The sequence below is a fragment of the Methylobacterium cerastii genome (assembly GCF_022179125.1).
Taxonomy (GTDB): Bacteria; Pseudomonadota; Alphaproteobacteria; order Rhizobiales; family Beijerinckiaceae; genus Methylobacterium; species Methylobacterium cerastii.
Genome location: NZ_BPQG01000034.1, coordinates 40,001 through 55,169, shown reverse-complemented (window position 1 = coordinate 55,169; position 15,169 = coordinate 40,001). Strand labels below are relative to the sequence as shown.

The following is a 15,169-nucleotide window of genomic DNA, read 5'->3' as shown; positions in this document are numbered from 1 at the left end:
CATATCTGACTAGCTGCAGCCGGTCGTGCCGCCGCAGGTGTCGCACTTCAGGCAGGTTCCGTTGCGGACCAGGGTGAAGTTCGCGCATTCCGGGCAGGCTTCGCCGACGTAGCCCTTCATCTTGGCCTCGGCCCGCCGGTCTGCGACGCTGCGCTCCGGCTTGGCGAAGGGCAGGGCCTCGATCGAGGTCTCCGCGTGGACGGACAGCTCGGTTTCCATCTTCAGCGCCGTCGCGCCGCGTAGGGCGTGGACCACGCCGCCGGCCGGGGCCGACTGGCCCGCGTTGCCGGAGCCGACCCCGACGGTCGCGCCGGACGGGCCGCCCTGGATCAGGGTCAGCCGGTCGGCCGAGCCGCGGAGCAGCCCGCGAGAGACGACGCTGGCGGCCGTCTGCTGCGGCATGCCCGGCTCGCGGGTGGTGTCGCCCTCGCCGCCGCCGAGGATCGTGGAGCCGATCTCGGAGGGGTCGACGTGGGCGAGGTCCATGCGGGCGAGGTACGAGATCGCCAGCTCGCGGAAGACGTAGTCGAGGATCGAGGTCGCGTTCTTGATCGCGTCGTTGCCCTGCACGAAGCCCGCCGGCTCGAAGCGGGTGAAGGTGAACGCCTCGACGTACTCCTCCAACGGAACGCCGTACTGGAGGCCGAGGGAGATCGCGATGGCGAAGTTGTTCATCAAGCTTCGGAAGGCGGCGCCCTCCTTGTGCATGTCGATGAAGATCTCGCCGATGCGGCCGTCGTCGTACTCGCCGGTGCGCAGGTAGACCTTGTGCCCGCCCACGACCGCCTTCTGGGTGTAGCCCTTGCGCCGGTGCGGAAGCTTCTCCCGCGAGCGGATGCGCTCGACCCGCTCGATCACCCGCTCGACGATGCGTTCGGCGAGCTGCGTCGCCTTGGCGGCGGCCGGCGCCTGGACCAGCGCCTCGACCATGTCCTCCTCGTCGTCCTCGTCCTGGATCAGGGCCGAGTTCAGCGGCTGCGACAGCTTCGAGCCGTCGCGGTAGAGGGCGTTGGCCTTAAGCGCGAGGCGCCAGGACAGGGTGTAGGCCGCCTTGCAATCCTCGACCGTGGCGTCGTTGGGCATGTTGATAGTCTTGGAGATCGCCCCCGAGATGAAGGGCTGGGCGGCGGCCATCATGCGGATGTGGCTGTCGACCGAGAGGTAGCGCTTGCCGATCCGCCCGCACGGGTTGGCGCAGTCGAACACCGCGTAGTGCTCCTGCTTGAGGAAGGGAGCTCCCTCCAGGGTCATCGCCCCGCAGATGTGGGTGTTGGCGGCCTCGACGTCCTTCTTCGAAAAGCCGAGGAACGGCAGCAGCTCGAAGGTCGGGTCGGAGAGCTTTTCCGCCGGCACCTTCAGGGTGCCCATGAGGAAGTCGTCGCCCAGCGTCCAGCGGTTGAACACGAACTTGATGTCGAAGGCCGACTTCAGGCCGGCTTCGATCGCCGCGATCTTGTCGTCCGAAAAGCCCTTGGCCCGCAGGCTGCCGGGGTTGATCGCCGGCGCTTGGCCCATCGAGCCGTGGCCGACCGCGTAGGCCTCGATCTCGGCGATCTCGGATTCCCGGTAGCCCAAGGCCCGCAGCGCATCGGGCGCCGCCTGGTTGATGATCTTGAAGTAGCCGCCGCCGGCGAGCTTCTTGAACTTCACCAGGGCGAAGTCGGGCTCGATGCCGGTGGTGTCGCAATCCATGACGAGACCGATCGTGCCCGTCGGTGCCAGCACCGTCGCCTGAGCGTTGCGGTAGCCGTGCTCCTCGCCGAGCCGCAGGGCGCGGTCCCAGGCGGCGCGGGCGTGGTCGCCGAGGTTGCCCTGCGGGATGTTGGCGTGGTCGAGGGGAACGGGCGAGATCGACAGGAACTCGTAGCCCTCGGCCTCGCCATGCGCCGCGCGGCGGTGGTTGCGGATCACCTTCAGCATGGCGTCCGCGTTGTCCTCGTAGGCCGGAAAGGCCCCGAGCTCGGCGGCCATCTCGGCCGAGGTGGCGTAGGCCACGCCGGTCATGATCGCGGTGAGCGCGCCGGCGAGAGCCCGGCCCGCATCCGAATCGTAGGGCAGGCCCATGGTCATCAGCAGGCCGCCGATGTTGGCGTAGCCCAGCCCCAGCGTGCGGTACTTGTAGGAGAGCTCGGCGATCTCCTTCGACGGGAACTGCGCCATCGTCACCGAGATCTCGAGCACCACCGTCCAGAGGCGGTTGAGGTGCTCGAACGCCTCGACGTCGAACTGCTTGGTCTGCCGGTCGTACATCGTCAGCAGGTTGGCCGAGGCCAGGTTGCAGGCGGTGTCGTCGAGGAACATGTACTCGGAGCACGGGTTCGAGGCCCGGATCCGCCCGCCGGTCGGACAGGTGTGCCAGTCGTTCATCGTGGTGTTGAAGTGCAGGCCCGGGTCGGCCGAGGCCCAGGCGGCCTCGCCGATCTTCTCCCAGAGGTGGCGGGCGCCGACCGACTTGGTCTTGTTCGAGTTGCGGTCGCGCAGCAGCCACTCCCCGTCAGCCTCGACCGCGCGCAAAAAGTCGTCGGTGAGGGAGACGGAGTTGTTGGAGTTCTGGCCGGCGACCGTCAGGTAGGCCTCCGAATCCCAGTCGGTGTCGTAGACGGGGAAGTCGATCTTGGTGAAGCCCTGGCGGGCGAACTGGACGACGCGCTTGGTGTAGGCGTCCGGCACCATCGCCTTGCGGGCGGCCTTGATCTCGCGCTTGAGCGCCGGGTTGCGCTCGGGATCGAAGCAGGCGTCGCCCTCGGCCTCGCACTGGGTGCAGGCCTTCATCACCGCGGTGAGGTGTTTGGAGACGACCTTGGAGCCGGTCACCAGGGCGGCGACCTTCTGCTCCTCCTTCACCTTCCAGTCGATGAACTGCTCGATGTCCGGGTGGTCGATGTCGACGATGACCATCTTGGCCGCGCGCCGCGTGGTGCCGCCAGACTTGATTGCGCCCGCCGCCCGGTCGCCGATCTTGAGGAACGACATCAGCCCCGACGACTTGCCGCCGCCGCCGAGCTTTTCGTTTTCTCCACGCAACAACGAGAAGTTCGAGCCGGTGCCGGAGCCGTACTTGAACAGGCGCGCCTCGCGGACCCACAGGTCCATGATGCCTCCCTCGTTGACGAGGTCGTCCTGGACCGACTGGATGAAGCAGGCATGCGGCTGCGGGTGCTCGTAGGCCGTCTCGGACTTCGTCAGCACGCCGGTCTTGTAGTCGACGTAGTAGTGGCCCTGGCTCGGGCCGTCGATGCCGTAAGCCCAGTGCAGGCCGGTGTTGAACCATTGCGGCGAGTTCGGCGCGACCATCTGCTTGGCGAGCATGAAGCGCAGCTCGTCGAGGAATGCGGAGGCGTCCTCCTCGCTGGTGAAGTAGCCGCCTTTCCAGCCCCAATAGGTCCAGCAGCCGGCGAGGCGGTCGAACACCTGGGTCGCGGAGGTCTCGGAGCCGGTGCGCTCAGCCTCGGGGAGTTCGTTCAGCGCCACCTCGTCGGGCACCGAGCGCCACAGGAAGGAGGGAACGTCGTTCTCCTCGACCTTCTTCAGGCGCGCCGGCACGCCGGCCTTGCGGAAGTACTTCTGCGCCAACACGTCGCTGGCGACCTGGGACCACGCCTCGGGCACCGAGATGCCGTCGAGGCGGAAGACCGTAGAGCCGTCCGGGTTGCGGATCTCCGACAGCGCCTTGCGGAAGGGGATCGCCGCATAGGGCGAAGAACCGGACGTGGTGTAACGACGCTCGAACCGCATGAGACGCACCTCTCCCGACGAGGCGCAGCTGCGCCCCGGGGTTGAATCCGGAGATCCGAAGAGCCGAATCCGGGCGCCTGGATGGACGCTGCCCGGACTGGCCGACGTTGGTAAGAAGGTGGCTGGACGCGCGCTGATCGAACGGATCGGTGCGCCCGAACCATGACCCGGACATTAACGCCGGGCCGGCCCTTACGTCAACAAGTGGTGTTCGCGCGGCCGGTTCCACGCTAGATGTTGTGGTCTTGCGGGTAAAACTGTGGATAAGTCGCGGCACTGCGTAAGTGCTGTTTCTGCTGTGGGGATTTCGCGCGGAAAATTTTTGCGTCCACAGCGTCGGCGGACGGCTCGAGGCGCCTTCGCGCCGCATGGCCGCACGGGCGTGACCGCCGGGCGATACCTCGGCCCCCGGCGACGGCGCCGCCGGGTTGCAGCCCTCGCTGCGGACTTGGATCTCGATCTGGTTCCGGACTTGGATCTGGACTTGCGAGCACCCGCTCCGCATAACCGCCCCGGCACACCGATCGCGGTCGCGTGTGCGACGAGGCTCGGAGACGGCGATGGCGCTCAAGGATACGCTTCTGCGCATCTTCACGTGGTGGAACGGGCAGACGATGTCGCTCGCGCTCTACACCGCGCGCAGCGGCAACTTCGTCGGCAGCGACGACCACGGCAACAAGTACTATCGCGCGCAAGGCGCCCTGATCGACCGCTCGGTCGGCTCGGAGCGGCGCTGGGTGGTCTACAACGGCTATGCCGACGCCTCGAAGGTCCCGCCCGGCTGGCGCGGCTGGCTCTGCCACAACGTCGAGCTGCCGCCGAGCGAGGAAGCCTACACCCCGCGCGAGTGGCAGAAGCCCCACGTCGAGAACATGACCGGCACGGCCGACGCCTACCGCCCAAAGGGTTCGCAGCTCTCCTGGGGCGCGCGGCCCGCCGCGACCGGCGACTACGTGCCGTGGAATCCAGGCGAGTAGCGCTCCGGTCCTCCTGCCGGCAGGTCACCGACCTGTGCTGACCCGGCTTCGGGATTGTAGGGCCTTTTCTGACGAGGGCACCGTCATTCCGGGGCGCCGTAGGCGAGCCCGGAATCCAGAGCCGCAGGTCGCTCTTCAGCATGCGCTGTCGGCGGATCTGGATTCTGGGCTCTGCTGCGCAGCACCGGAATGACGGGGGGGCTGGAAACGGAGCCTGCAGGCCTCGTCCGTCCGACGTACGGCGGGATCACAAGCGCCACGCCCTTTTTCCACCACCGTTCCGGTGTTGAACGCCCGCCATCCGTCGGCTTTTCGCCGCGTCGTCCAATCGTCGGGAGGGGCGTGCCTTGAGCCGCATCACAGCACGCGCCGCACTCGGGCCCTTCGCTATCGCCTTCGTCGCCCTCTGCGCAGGCCCAGCCTCGGCCGACAAGATCAAGAACCCGACCGCGGTGTTCTCCGGCCTCGACAAGATCACCGGCCGCATCGTCTCGTTCGAGGTGGCGGTGGACGAGACCGTGCAGTTCGGCGCGCTGCAGCTCACCCCGCGGGTCTGCTACACGCGGCCGCCGACCGAGAGCGCCAAGACCACGGCCTTCCTCGAGGTCGACGAGGTGACGTTGGAGAACAAGTACCGCCGGATCTTCACCGGCTGGATGTTCGCCTCGAGTCCCGGCCTGCACGCGATCGAGCACCCGATCTACGACGTGTGGCTCGTGGATTGTAAGGGCGGCAGCGACATCATCGCCGAGGCGCGCGAGCAGGAGGATGTGCCGGCGATGGCCGCCAAGCCCGAGCGCAAGCGCGGCACGAAGGATGCGACCAAGACGGTGCAGCAGGTCAACTCGGCCGGTCAGGTCGACGTCGAGGCGCCACGCGGCGTCCCCGTGCAGCCGCGCCAGAAGCCCTCGCGGAAGTTCTTCCCCTCGAACGAAGGCCCGGCCGCAGCCCCGCCGCAGCCCCAGCAGCCGCAATCGCTGTTCGACGCGCTCTTCCGCTGATCGCGATCTCTTCTTCCTCCCCTTGTGCGGGAGGAAAACGCTTTCGCCTCAATCCCCTGCGCCACCCACCCCGAGCGCGGCGAGCGCCTGAGCGCCGCGCACGCTGCCGTCCGTCGGCCAGGCGTTCCAGTCGCCGGCATGGCCGAGCGCCTCGGCGAGGCGGCGTTTGTAGACGTGGCGCGGCAGCTCCTCGGCGCCGAACTGGGCGAGGTGCTCGGTGACGAACTGCGTGTCGGCGAGGCGGTATCCGCCGGCGCGAAGCCGGCCCATCAGGTGGACGAGGGCGACCTTCGAGGCGTCGCGGACCTCGTGGAACATGCTCTCGCCGAAGAAGACCGCGCCCATCGACACCCCGTAGAGCCCGCCGACGAGGCGGCGCGGCTCGCCGGCGTAGACCTCGACGGTGTGGGCGTGGCCGCGGTCGAACAGTGCGCCGTAGAGCTCGCGGATGCGGCCGTTGATCCAGGTGCGCTCGCTCTCGCGGCGCGGGGCGGCGCAGCCGGCGATCACGCCGTCGAAATCGGTGTCGCTGCGGACCTCGAACGCGTCCGAGCGCACCGTGCGGGCGAGCCGCTTCGACACCCGGAACCCGTCCAGCGGCAGCACGCCCCGCGCCCGCGGCTCGACCCAGTACAGCGTCGGGTCGTCGGCGTCCTCGGCCATCGGGAAGATGCCGGCGGCGTAGGCCTTGAGCAGGATCTCGGGCGTGATCTCCACGCGGGTGCCGTCGTGCATGGCGTCGATTCTGGCGTGCGCGCGCCCGGAACGCCAGGGGGCGGGCGCGCAAATCCGCGCCGCCGACGCCGCGGCGCGCGGATCGCAATCCTTCTGCGGTTCGATCCGTCCGCGCCACGACTGGTCTGCATCCGCGGATAACTTTGGAAGCACATCCCCGGCTTCGCAGCGTATCGTCAGGATTATCGAAAGGACGCGGCGGCGTACACGCCGCATGGAGGCCGGCATGACCGTGGCGATGCGCAAGTCACAGCTGAAGTCCCGGATGCCTGCCGGCCCGATCCACGCCTGTTGCCGCACCGACGGCATGGGGAAGGAGCGAGAGCAGGCAGGGAAGGACTTCGATCATGGGCTATCACGACGCAACGTTTGACCCGACCGGCGCCGGCCGCGCGTCCGGATACCGCGACGCCGCCGCGGCGGCCCGCCTGCGGCGCCGCGATTACGGCCGGGCCGCCTTCGCGACCGCCGTCGACGACGGTCTGATGCCCGACGAGGTCCGGGGCATCCTGGCCGGCCGCAGGATCGTCGACGCCTTCCCGGTGCGACGGGGCGAGAGCCCGCCGGCCTATGCCGGCCGCGCGGTGGCCGAGATGATGGTCGCCTACCTCGCGCATGAGGCGTTCTAAGCCGCCGGCCCGCTCGGCCCGAAGCGTGATCCCAATAAACTCCAATCCGTGAGACGGCCTGCGCGAAGGCGCAGGCGAGAGGTCTTGGCATGCCGAACGACAAGCCCCGCCGCTTCGCGACCCAGTTCGCGACCACGTGTGCGGTCTCGGCGCTCGGCGTCGCCTGCCTCGTCGGCGCGGTCTCGGCCGACACGCGGACCGCCGTGCGGATGGCGTTCGTCGGCGCCTCGACGGACCTCGCGCAGCGCTTCGCGCCGGAGGAGGCTGGGGCGCGGGTCGTCCTCGGGCCGGGCGGGGCAGACGTGCGGGTGGCCGGCGACCTGATGGACGGCGTCGCACTGCAGGTCGCGAACCTGCTCGCCGCGCATCCAAACGTTCGCCGCATCCATCTCACCAGCGGCGGCGGCCTCGTCGAGGAGGGGCTGGCGCTGGGCGCGCTGATCGCCGCGCACCAGCTCGACACCTACGTTCCCGACGAGTGCGCCTCGGCCTGCACCCTGGCCTTCGTCCGCGGTCGCGGGCGCTACCTCGGCGCGAGCGGACGGCTCGGCTTCCACGCCCCCTACGAAGCCGGTCTGTTCGGGCAGGCCTTCCCGATCGACGCGGCCCCTGAGCGGGCGGCCTATCGCGCGGCGGGGCTCGCTGCGGACTTCACCGCCGAGGCGCTGGCGGTCGCCTCCGACGACATCTGGATGCCTGACGCCGACCGCCTGATCCGGGCCGGCGCCGTGACCGAGGTGGTGGAGACCGACCGCTTCCCCGACTCGACCCTGGACGACGACGACAGCCCGCTCGCGGCCCGCGCGCAGGTGCTGCGCAACCTGCCGATCCTCGCCCAAGCGGAGCCTGGCGCCATCGATCGGATCGCCGCCTGGTACCGCGACGGCTACCACGACGGCCGCTCGGAGGCGGATGCCCTCGGCGGGATGCGCGCCCACGCGAGCGCGCACCTGCGGGGCCTGTTCCGCCGGGCCGACGACGCCACGGTCCGCGCCTTCGGGCATGCGACCCTGACGGCGATGCGCGCGGCGCAGGCCTCCGACGACAGCACCTGCGAGGCGATGGCCGGCGGCGACCTGGTCGCGATCGAGGAGGCGTTGCGGCAGGCCCATCATCCGGTGCCGAGCCTGGCGGCGCTGGTGGCGCAGGCGTTGCGGCAAGCCACAGCCGCCAGGGAGCCGACGACCGCCGCGGATGCCGAAGCCGCGCGCCCGCGGCGACACGCCCGGCACCTGGCGGTCCGGTGCGGCGCCCGGATCGCGGCTTTACGGCAGGTGCTCGAAGGCACAGGCCCGGACGCCGCCGCCCGGCTGCGGGCACTGCTTCTCGACGACACGCCGCACGCGGTCGCCGCGGTCGCCGTGCCGTGAGTGCGGTTTGGGGGAGGCGTCTCCCTCCCCGCTGGCGGTCGTGTTCACGCGTCTCTGCGCACGGTCGCGGTTGGACTGTCCGAAGCACCGCTCGGCCCCCCGTGGGGGACGGTAATTGCAGGAGGCACCACACCGTTATTCCGGGGCGCCGCAGGCGAGCCCGGAATCCCTAGCCGCCGTTGGTGCAAAATCCGGCTCGACCTGCGTTTCTGGATCCCGGGCTCCGCTGCGCGGCCCCGGGATGACGCGGTGCTGCCAGTGTGTTTCCGAAGAGCAAATCGCCATCTGCGATCGCCCTGCCCAGGGGAGAGGGTAGGCTTGGGGGGGCGTGACCTACACCGAGGGGGCACGCCCCTCATCCTGTCCTTCTCCTCATGGGAGAAGGGACCCGCGCATCACTCTGCAGACGTCCGAAGGTGGAAAACGCGGAGCCCGCGGTGCCCGAGCCTAAAGGCCCGGGCATCGACTCACGCCGCCTCGAGCAGGCGCCGGGCGATGACCTGGGCCTGAATCTCGGCCGCGCCTTCGAAGATCGAGAGGATGCGGGCGTCGCACAGCACCCGGCTGACGGCGTATTCCAGGGCGAAGCCGTTGCCGCCGTGGATCTGCAGGGCGTTGTCGGCCGCCGCCCACGCGACGCGGGCGCCCAGCAGCTTCGCCATGCCGGCCTCGAGGTCGCAGCGCTTGCCCTCGTCCTTCTCGCGCGCCGAGAAGTAGGTGAGCTGGCGGGCGATGTTGATCTCCACCGCCATCATCGCGAGCTTGTCGGCCACCCGCGGGAAGCTGATCAGCGGCTTGCCGAATTGCACCCGGTCCTCGGCGTAGCGCAGGCCGAGGTCGAGGGCCGACTGGGCGACGCCGACGGCGCGGGCCGCGGTCTGGATGCGGGCCGATTCGAAGGTCTGCATCAGCTGGGCGAAGCCCTTGCCCTCGACCTCGCCGAGCAGGTTGGCGGCCGGCACCTCGAAGTTCTCGAAGGCGAGCTCGTACTCCTTCATGCCGCGGTAGCCGAGCACCTCGATCTCGCCGCCGGTTAGGCCCTCGACCGGGAACGGCTCCGCGTCGGTGCCGCGGGGCTTCTCGGCGATCAGCATCGAGAGGCCACGGTGGCCCTTCTCCTCGGGCTTGGTGCGGACCAGCACGGTCATGATGTCGGCGCGGACGGGGTGGGTGATCCAGGTCTTGTTGCCGGATATCTTCCAGGTCTCGCCGTCCTTCACCGCCTTGGTGCGCAAGGATGCGAGGTCCGAGCCGGTGTTCGGCTCGGTGAACACCGCGGTCGGCAGGATGTCGCCCGACGCGATCTTGGGCAGGAAGCGCTGCTTCTGCTCCTCGGTGCCGCCGCACAGGATCAGCTCTGCGGCGATCTCCGAGCGGGTGCCGAGAGAGCCGACGCCGATATAGGCGCGCGACAGCTCCTCGGAGACGACGCACATGGAGATCTTCGGCAGGCCCATGCCGCCGTACTCCTCCGGGATCGTCAGGCCGAAGACGCCGAGCTCGGCCATCTTGGCGACGATCTCCATCGGGATGTAGTCGTTCTTCAGGTGCCACTCGTGGGCCTGGGCCACCACCTCGGCCTTGCCGAAGCGGCGCATCTCGGAGCGGATCGCCTCCATGTCCTCGTCGAGGCCGGAATCGCCGACGGTGGCCGAGGCCGCGCCGTCGCGGATCTTCTGCACCAGGGCGGCGCGGTTCTCCGGGGTGTTGCCGTCGGCGATCAGCGCCTCGACGGCGTCGGTACGGAACTGCTGCACCTCGCGGGCGGTGAGACCGAGCGAGCCGACCGGGCGCACCATCTCGCCCTGGCTCATCGGGATGCCCGAGAACATCTGCTCGAGGTACTCGCCGGCGCCGATCTTCACGAGCAGCGTCTCGGTCTCGCCGAGGCGGCCGGCCTCGCGCAGGTTCGCGGCGTAGGTGCCGAGCTCGCGCACCGCCTCGCCGTAGGTGGCGATCCAGGCCAGCCCGTGGGCGGCGTGCTGCTCGGCCTCCAGCTTGGCGGCGTCGACCTTGCCGTCGGTGCCGAGCACGCGGGTGCGGACCCGGCGGGTCGCCTCGGCGACGAGACGTTTCGCGGATTCGCCGGCGGCCTTCGTGAGGGCGACGAGATCCTGCGGCTCGGGCTGGAAGGCGGGCGAAGCGGACATGGCTGGCACTTTCGTCTGAACGTTTCCGGTTGCCAGCAATATAGGCCCGATCGGCCGGGACGTAGCAAATTCTTCAGGCTCGGGACCGCAATTCGTCTTGAATTTTCTATGCAGCCGCCTGCAATTTTCCTCAACGCCGCAACTGGTTGGCGAAACAGTGGGCGCCGTCGCCGCGCCGTCGAGCTTAGCCCCGGTTGGCCACGGCGACGCCGACCGCGGCGACCGCCATGCCGGCGATCTGCAGCCCGGTCAGCGCCTCGCCGAACATCAGATAGGCCATCGCCGCCGAGACCGGCGGCACCAGGAACAGCAGCGCCGAGACGCCGGCCACCGCACCGCGGCGGATCAGGACGAGCAGGAGCAGGATCCCGGCGACGGAGCTCACCAGCACCGACCACGCCATCCCGAGCCAGACCGGCAGCAGCAGCGGCACGCCGAGGCCGTCGCCGGAGAGCAGCGCCAGCGGCACGGCGACCAAGCAGGCGCCGACGAACTGCAGCGTCGCCGTGGCGAGGAGGTCGGCGTCGGCGCCCGTGCGCTTCTGCCAGAGCGTGCCGAGCGTGATCGCGGCGACCGCGCCGGCGCAGGCGGCGAGCGCCACGGGCGGGATGCCGGCGGGGTCGGCGGCGCCGATCTTCGGGGCGAGGACGAGGCCGGCCCCAAGGAAGCCGAGCCCGATCCCGAACCAGCGGCGCCGGCTCACCGCCTCGCCGAGCACCGGCCCGGCCAGCATCGCCGTCGCCAGCGGCTGCAGGCTGCCGACGAGGGCGGCGATCCCCGCCGGAAGGCCGCGATGGATCGCCCAGAACACGCCGACGATGTAGCAGCCCTGCATCAGCACGCCCGCAACCATTGCGTCGCGCCACCCGGCGCCGGTCCGCGGCCAGCGGGCGCGGAGGGCCAGCGCGATGGCGGCGAGCACTAGGGCCACACCCATGACCCGCAACGCCACGAAGGGCATCGGCTGGGCGTAGGGCGCGACGAACCGGGCCGCGATGAAGCCGGTCGCCCAGATCAGGACGAACAGGCCCGGGATCAGGACGTTTGCGAGGAGGGCTGGCATGATGCCGCGCAGGCAGCACGCGGCGCCCGCGGTGACAACCGAAAAAGCCGCCTCGCGCCCCCGATTGCGGGACAGGGGGCCGCCTGCCGTTGCCCGAAGGCTTCACCCCGGCACCGAACGCCCCCGCCCGCCTCTCCACGCGTTGACGGAGGCGGGCGGGCGATCACGTATGCGGAAAACGCATCCTCCATCGGGTAGCATCGCCGCACGTGACAAACGTTTTGACGGAAGGATCGCCGCACATCCCTTTGCCGCGCACCCGGGGAGGGGGGATGCCGGCATGAAGCCCCTCCGCACCGCCCTCGAGGTCGCGGGCATCGCCGCGCAGCGCTTCGTGTCCCATGACGGCTGGGCGATCGCGAGCCACATCGCCCTGTCGATCCTGACCTCACTGTTCCCGTTCCTGATCCTGCTCGCGGCGCTCGCGGGCCTGCTCGGCACCAAGTCCCTGGCGGACGAGGCCGGCGTACTGATCTTCGACGCCTGGCCCCGGGAGGTCGCCAAGCCGATCGTCGGCGAGGTCCACCGGGTGCTCACCGAGCAGCGCGGCGGGGTCCTGACGTTGGGCGCGGTGCTGGCGCTGTACTTCTCGTCCTCGGGCGTCGAGAGCCTGCGGGTAGGTTTGAACCGCGCCTACGGCCTACGCGAGATGCGGCCGTGGTGGCTGACGCGCCTCGAATCGATCGGCTACGTCGTCTGCGGCGCCTTCGCGATGCTGGCCTTCGCGCTGCTGGTGGTGCTGGGGCCTCTGATCTGGCGCAACGTCGTCCTGGTCGCGCCGGGGCTGGAGCCCCTCGGCCTCACCGTGGCGATCGCGCGCATCGGCATCACGGCGCTGCTGCTGGCCATGGTGCTGATCATCGCCCACAAGTTCGTCGCCGCCGGCCGGCGCTCGTTCCTGGCGGTGCTGCCGGGCATCGGGGTGACGCTGCTGCTGTGGTTCTTCGCCGGCCTCGGCTTCGGATACTACCTCGACCGCTTCTCGACCGCCTACGCCTCCACCTACGGGGGGCTGGCCACCGCGATGGTGTTCCTGGTGTTCCTCTACTGGCTCGCGGCGATGTTCCTGTTCGGCGGCGAGATCAACGGCACGGTGATCGCGGCCCGTCGCGCCCGGCTCCGGGCCCGGATGCTGGCGCGCCAAGCGCACCCCTAGAGCCGAGACGCTTTGCCGGGAACCGAGTCCGATCCGGGCTGTTTGCCACGAGACTCCATGTGATCCGAAACCTTATCCGGCCCGCCTCCCCGAAACGGGCGGCGGGCCGTTTTTCTTTGGGCGTCAGCCGATCAGGACCTGTCGCGGCGATGGTCCGCGCCACTCCCCTCCACCGCGAGCCTGCCGGATTCCCAGCGCTCGTCGAAGCGAACCGCACCCGCGCCGTCATCCCGGGGTTGCGCAGCAGAACCCGGGATCCAGAGCCGCCGACGGCGCAGACTGGAGCATGACCTCCGGTTCTGGATCCCGGGCTCGCCTTCGGGGCCCCGGGAGGACGGGGAGGATGCGGAAGCCGAAAACGAGAGGTGTCGGAATCACATGCCGTCTTGCAGAAGAGGAGTGGCCGGCAGCTCCGAACGCACGAGGCCGGACCTCTCGGCCCGGCCCCGCATCCGCGTAACGGTCCTCGTTCACGCCGCCAGCGCCAGCACCGCCTCTTCCTCGTCGGCCTCGGCTGCCATGAACTGCGCCCGGGCGAGTTCGGCGAAGCGGCCGTTCTGGGCGACCAAGCCGTCGAAGGTGCCGCTCTCGACGATGCGGCCCTCGTGGAAGACCAGGATGCGGTCGGCGTTGCGGATCGTCGCGAGGCGGTGGGCGATGACGAAGGTGGTGCGGCCCTCCATCACGGCTTCCAGCGCGCCCTGCAGGCGGCGTTCGGTGGCGGCGTCCAGCGCGCTCGTCGCCTCGTCGAGGATCAGGATCGGCGGGTTCTTCAGGATCGCCCGGGCGATCGAGAGCCGCTGGCGCTCGCCGCCCGAGAGCGAGCGACCGCGCTCGCCGATCACCGTGTCGAGGCCGTCGGGCTGGCGCGCCATGAAGGCGGAGGCCTGGGCGCGCTCCAGCGCGTCGAGCATCTCGGCGTCGGTGGCGTCCGGGCGGCCGACCTGGAGGTTCTCGCGGATCGAGCGGGCGAACAGCATCGGCTCCTGGAACACCACGCCGATGTTGTGGCGCAGCGACGAGACGCCGACGTCGCGGATGTCCATCCCGTCGATGCGGATCGCGCCGGCGCCGGGGTCGAAGCTGCGGTGGAGCAGGCCGAGCGTAGTCGACTTGCCCGAGCCGGTGGTGCCGACGAGCGCCACGGTCTCGCCGGCGCGCGCCGAGAACGACACCCCGTCGAGCGCCTTGCGGCGGCCGTCGTAAGAGAAGCCGACGGCGTCGAACTCGACCTCGCCCTCGAAGCGGGCGACCTGGACCGCGTGCGCGCGGTCGCGGACGGCCGGCACCGTATCGAAGATGGTGAAGAACTCGGCGATCTTCGGGGCCTGCTGGAACAGGCCGTTGACGAAGCCGACCACGTGGTCGAGGCGGGTCACCAAGGCGGTGGCGAGGCTCATGAAGGCCACGACCTCGCCGACGGTGGTCGAGCCGGCCTGGTAGAGCATGATGCCGGTGACGAACACCGCGGTCATGGTGATGGTGGCCGAGGCGCGGGTCGCGACGTTGGCCAGCGCCCACCAGGACAGGACCGGGATCTGCGCGGCGAGCAGGTTGCCGATGATGTCGCGCATCGCGTCCTTCTCGGCTTTGGCACGGGTGAAGGACTGGATCACGGCGACGTTGCCGAGCGCGTCGGAGGCGTGCGCGGCGAGGCCCGAATTGTAGAACTCGACCTCGCCCTGCAGGGTCTCGGTGCGGCGCATGACGAAGGTGGTCAGCGCGGTGAACACCAGCACCAGCACGAGCAGGATCGAGCCGAGCTGCCAGTTCACGAACAGCGTCATCGGCAGCAGCACGCCCAGCGAGACCAGGGCCGCGAAGTGGTCGCGGAAGAAGCCGAGCCACAGGGTCGACATGCCGTTTGTGCCTTCCAGCATCGCCTTCAGCACGCGGCCGGAATGGTTGGCCGAGTGGAAGGCGAGCGGCAGGTCGAGGACGTGCTCGAAGTAGTTCGCCATCGTCGAGAGGCGGTTGCGGTGGGCCAGCCGGTCGGCGTGGAGCGCGATGGCGACGCCCGCCGCGATGGTGAAGAAGCCGAACGCCACCCACGCGCCGATCAGCGGCAGCATGGTCTGCAGGCCGTTGCCGCCGCGCTTGAGGTGGGTGAGCCCGTCGATGATGCGGCCCATGATCAGCGGCTCGGCGAACGCCGCCACCGCCAGAGCCACGTTGGCGAAGCCGAGGCCGACGGCGAGCCGCTTGTCGTGGCCCAGAAGGCTCAGGACGCGCGCGTAGAGACGAAACAGCGACATGTCAGCTCCGAACCGACCTCTGCACGCCCCGTGTTGCCCGGGTCCCGCGCGCTTCTTCCCCGAACCGGTCCGCGGTTGCGGCCCGGCCTCCTCATTCC

General features: G+C 69.8%; 11 protein-coding genes. 6 read left to right on the top strand and 5 right to left on the bottom strand.

What is annotated here, in order from left to right; genetic code table 11:
• Nucleotides 1–9: 9 nt before the first annotated feature.
• Nucleotides 10–3,735, bottom strand: a complete 3,726-nt coding sequence (locus tag MFF13_RS12065; RefSeq protein ID WP_238272240.1) for a vitamin B12-dependent ribonucleotide reductase — start codon at nt 3,733–3,735, stop codon at nt 10–12.
• A 560-nt stretch (nt 3,736–4,295) separates the two neighbouring features.
• Here MFF13_RS12065 and MFF13_RS12060 point away from each other — a divergent pair.
• Entirely contained in the window at nt 4,296–4,712 is a 417-nt protein-coding gene (locus tag MFF13_RS12060; protein ID WP_147753137.1) for an NADH:ubiquinone oxidoreductase subunit NDUFA12, read from the top strand.
• A gap of 347 nt (nt 4,713–5,059) precedes the next feature.
• Complete coding sequence (locus tag MFF13_RS12055) at nt 5,060–5,713, top strand: DUF2155 domain-containing protein (RefSeq protein ID WP_147753138.1); 654 nt, start codon at nt 5,060–5,062, stop codon at nt 5,711–5,713.
• Between the two features lie 48 nt (nt 5,714–5,761).
• Here the strand turns inward: MFF13_RS12055 and aat are convergent, their stop codons facing one another.
• Nucleotides 5,762–6,448, bottom strand: a complete 687-nt coding sequence (gene aat / locus MFF13_RS12050; protein WP_147753139.1) for a leucyl/phenylalanyl-tRNA--protein transferase — start codon at nt 6,446–6,448, stop codon at nt 5,762–5,764.
• Here aat and MFF13_RS12045 point away from each other — a divergent pair.
• From MFF13_RS12045 to MFF13_RS12035, 3 genes are all read left to right on the top strand, one after another.
• On the top strand, nt 6,447–6,821 hold the full coding sequence (locus tag MFF13_RS12045; RefSeq protein WP_147753140.1) for a hypothetical protein: 375 nt from the start codon (nt 6,447–6,449) through the stop codon (nt 6,819–6,821). The two genes, aat and MFF13_RS12045, sit on opposite strands and share 2 nt — an antisense overlap.
• Nucleotides 6,796–7,077: a hypothetical protein gene (locus tag MFF13_RS12040; protein ID WP_147753141.1), complete on the top strand. Its 282-nt coding sequence runs from the start codon at nt 6,796–6,798 to the stop codon at nt 7,075–7,077. Before MFF13_RS12045 ends, MFF13_RS12040 begins: the two co-directional genes overlap by 26 nt.
• 89 nt (nt 7,078–7,166) lie before the next feature.
• Nucleotides 7,167–8,447, top strand: a complete 1,281-nt coding sequence (locus tag MFF13_RS12035) for a hypothetical protein (RefSeq protein ID WP_238272239.1) — start codon at nt 7,167–7,169, stop codon at nt 8,445–8,447.
• Between the two features lie 467 nt (nt 8,448–8,914).
• Here the strand turns inward: MFF13_RS12035 and MFF13_RS12030 are convergent, their stop codons facing one another.
• Nucleotides 8,915–10,597, bottom strand: coding sequence for an acyl-CoA dehydrogenase family protein (locus MFF13_RS12030; RefSeq protein ID WP_147753143.1), 1,683 nt, complete (start codon nt 10,595–10,597; stop codon nt 8,915–8,917).
• 184 nt (nt 10,598–10,781) lie between these two features.
• The gene (locus MFF13_RS12025) at nt 10,782–11,660 is read right to left on the bottom strand and encodes a DMT family transporter (protein ID WP_147828409.1); all 879 of its coding nucleotides are present in this window, start codon (nt 11,658–11,660) and stop codon (nt 10,782–10,784) included.
• Nucleotides 11,661–11,940: 280 nt separating this feature from the next.
• On the opposite strand from MFF13_RS12025, the gene MFF13_RS12020 reads away from it, so the two are divergent.
• Nucleotides 11,941–12,816: a YihY/virulence factor BrkB family protein gene (locus MFF13_RS12020; RefSeq protein ID WP_147828408.1), complete on the top strand. Its 876-nt coding sequence runs from the start codon at nt 11,941–11,943 to the stop codon at nt 12,814–12,816.
• A 470-nt stretch (nt 12,817–13,286) separates the two neighbouring features.
• On the opposite strand, the gene MFF13_RS12015 is transcribed toward MFF13_RS12020, so the two are convergent.
• Complete coding sequence (locus tag MFF13_RS12015) at nt 13,287–15,071, bottom strand: glucan ABC transporter ATP-binding protein/ permease (RefSeq protein ID WP_147828407.1); 1,785 nt, start codon at nt 15,069–15,071, stop codon at nt 13,287–13,289.
• Between the last annotated feature and the right edge of the window lie 98 nt (nt 15,072–15,169).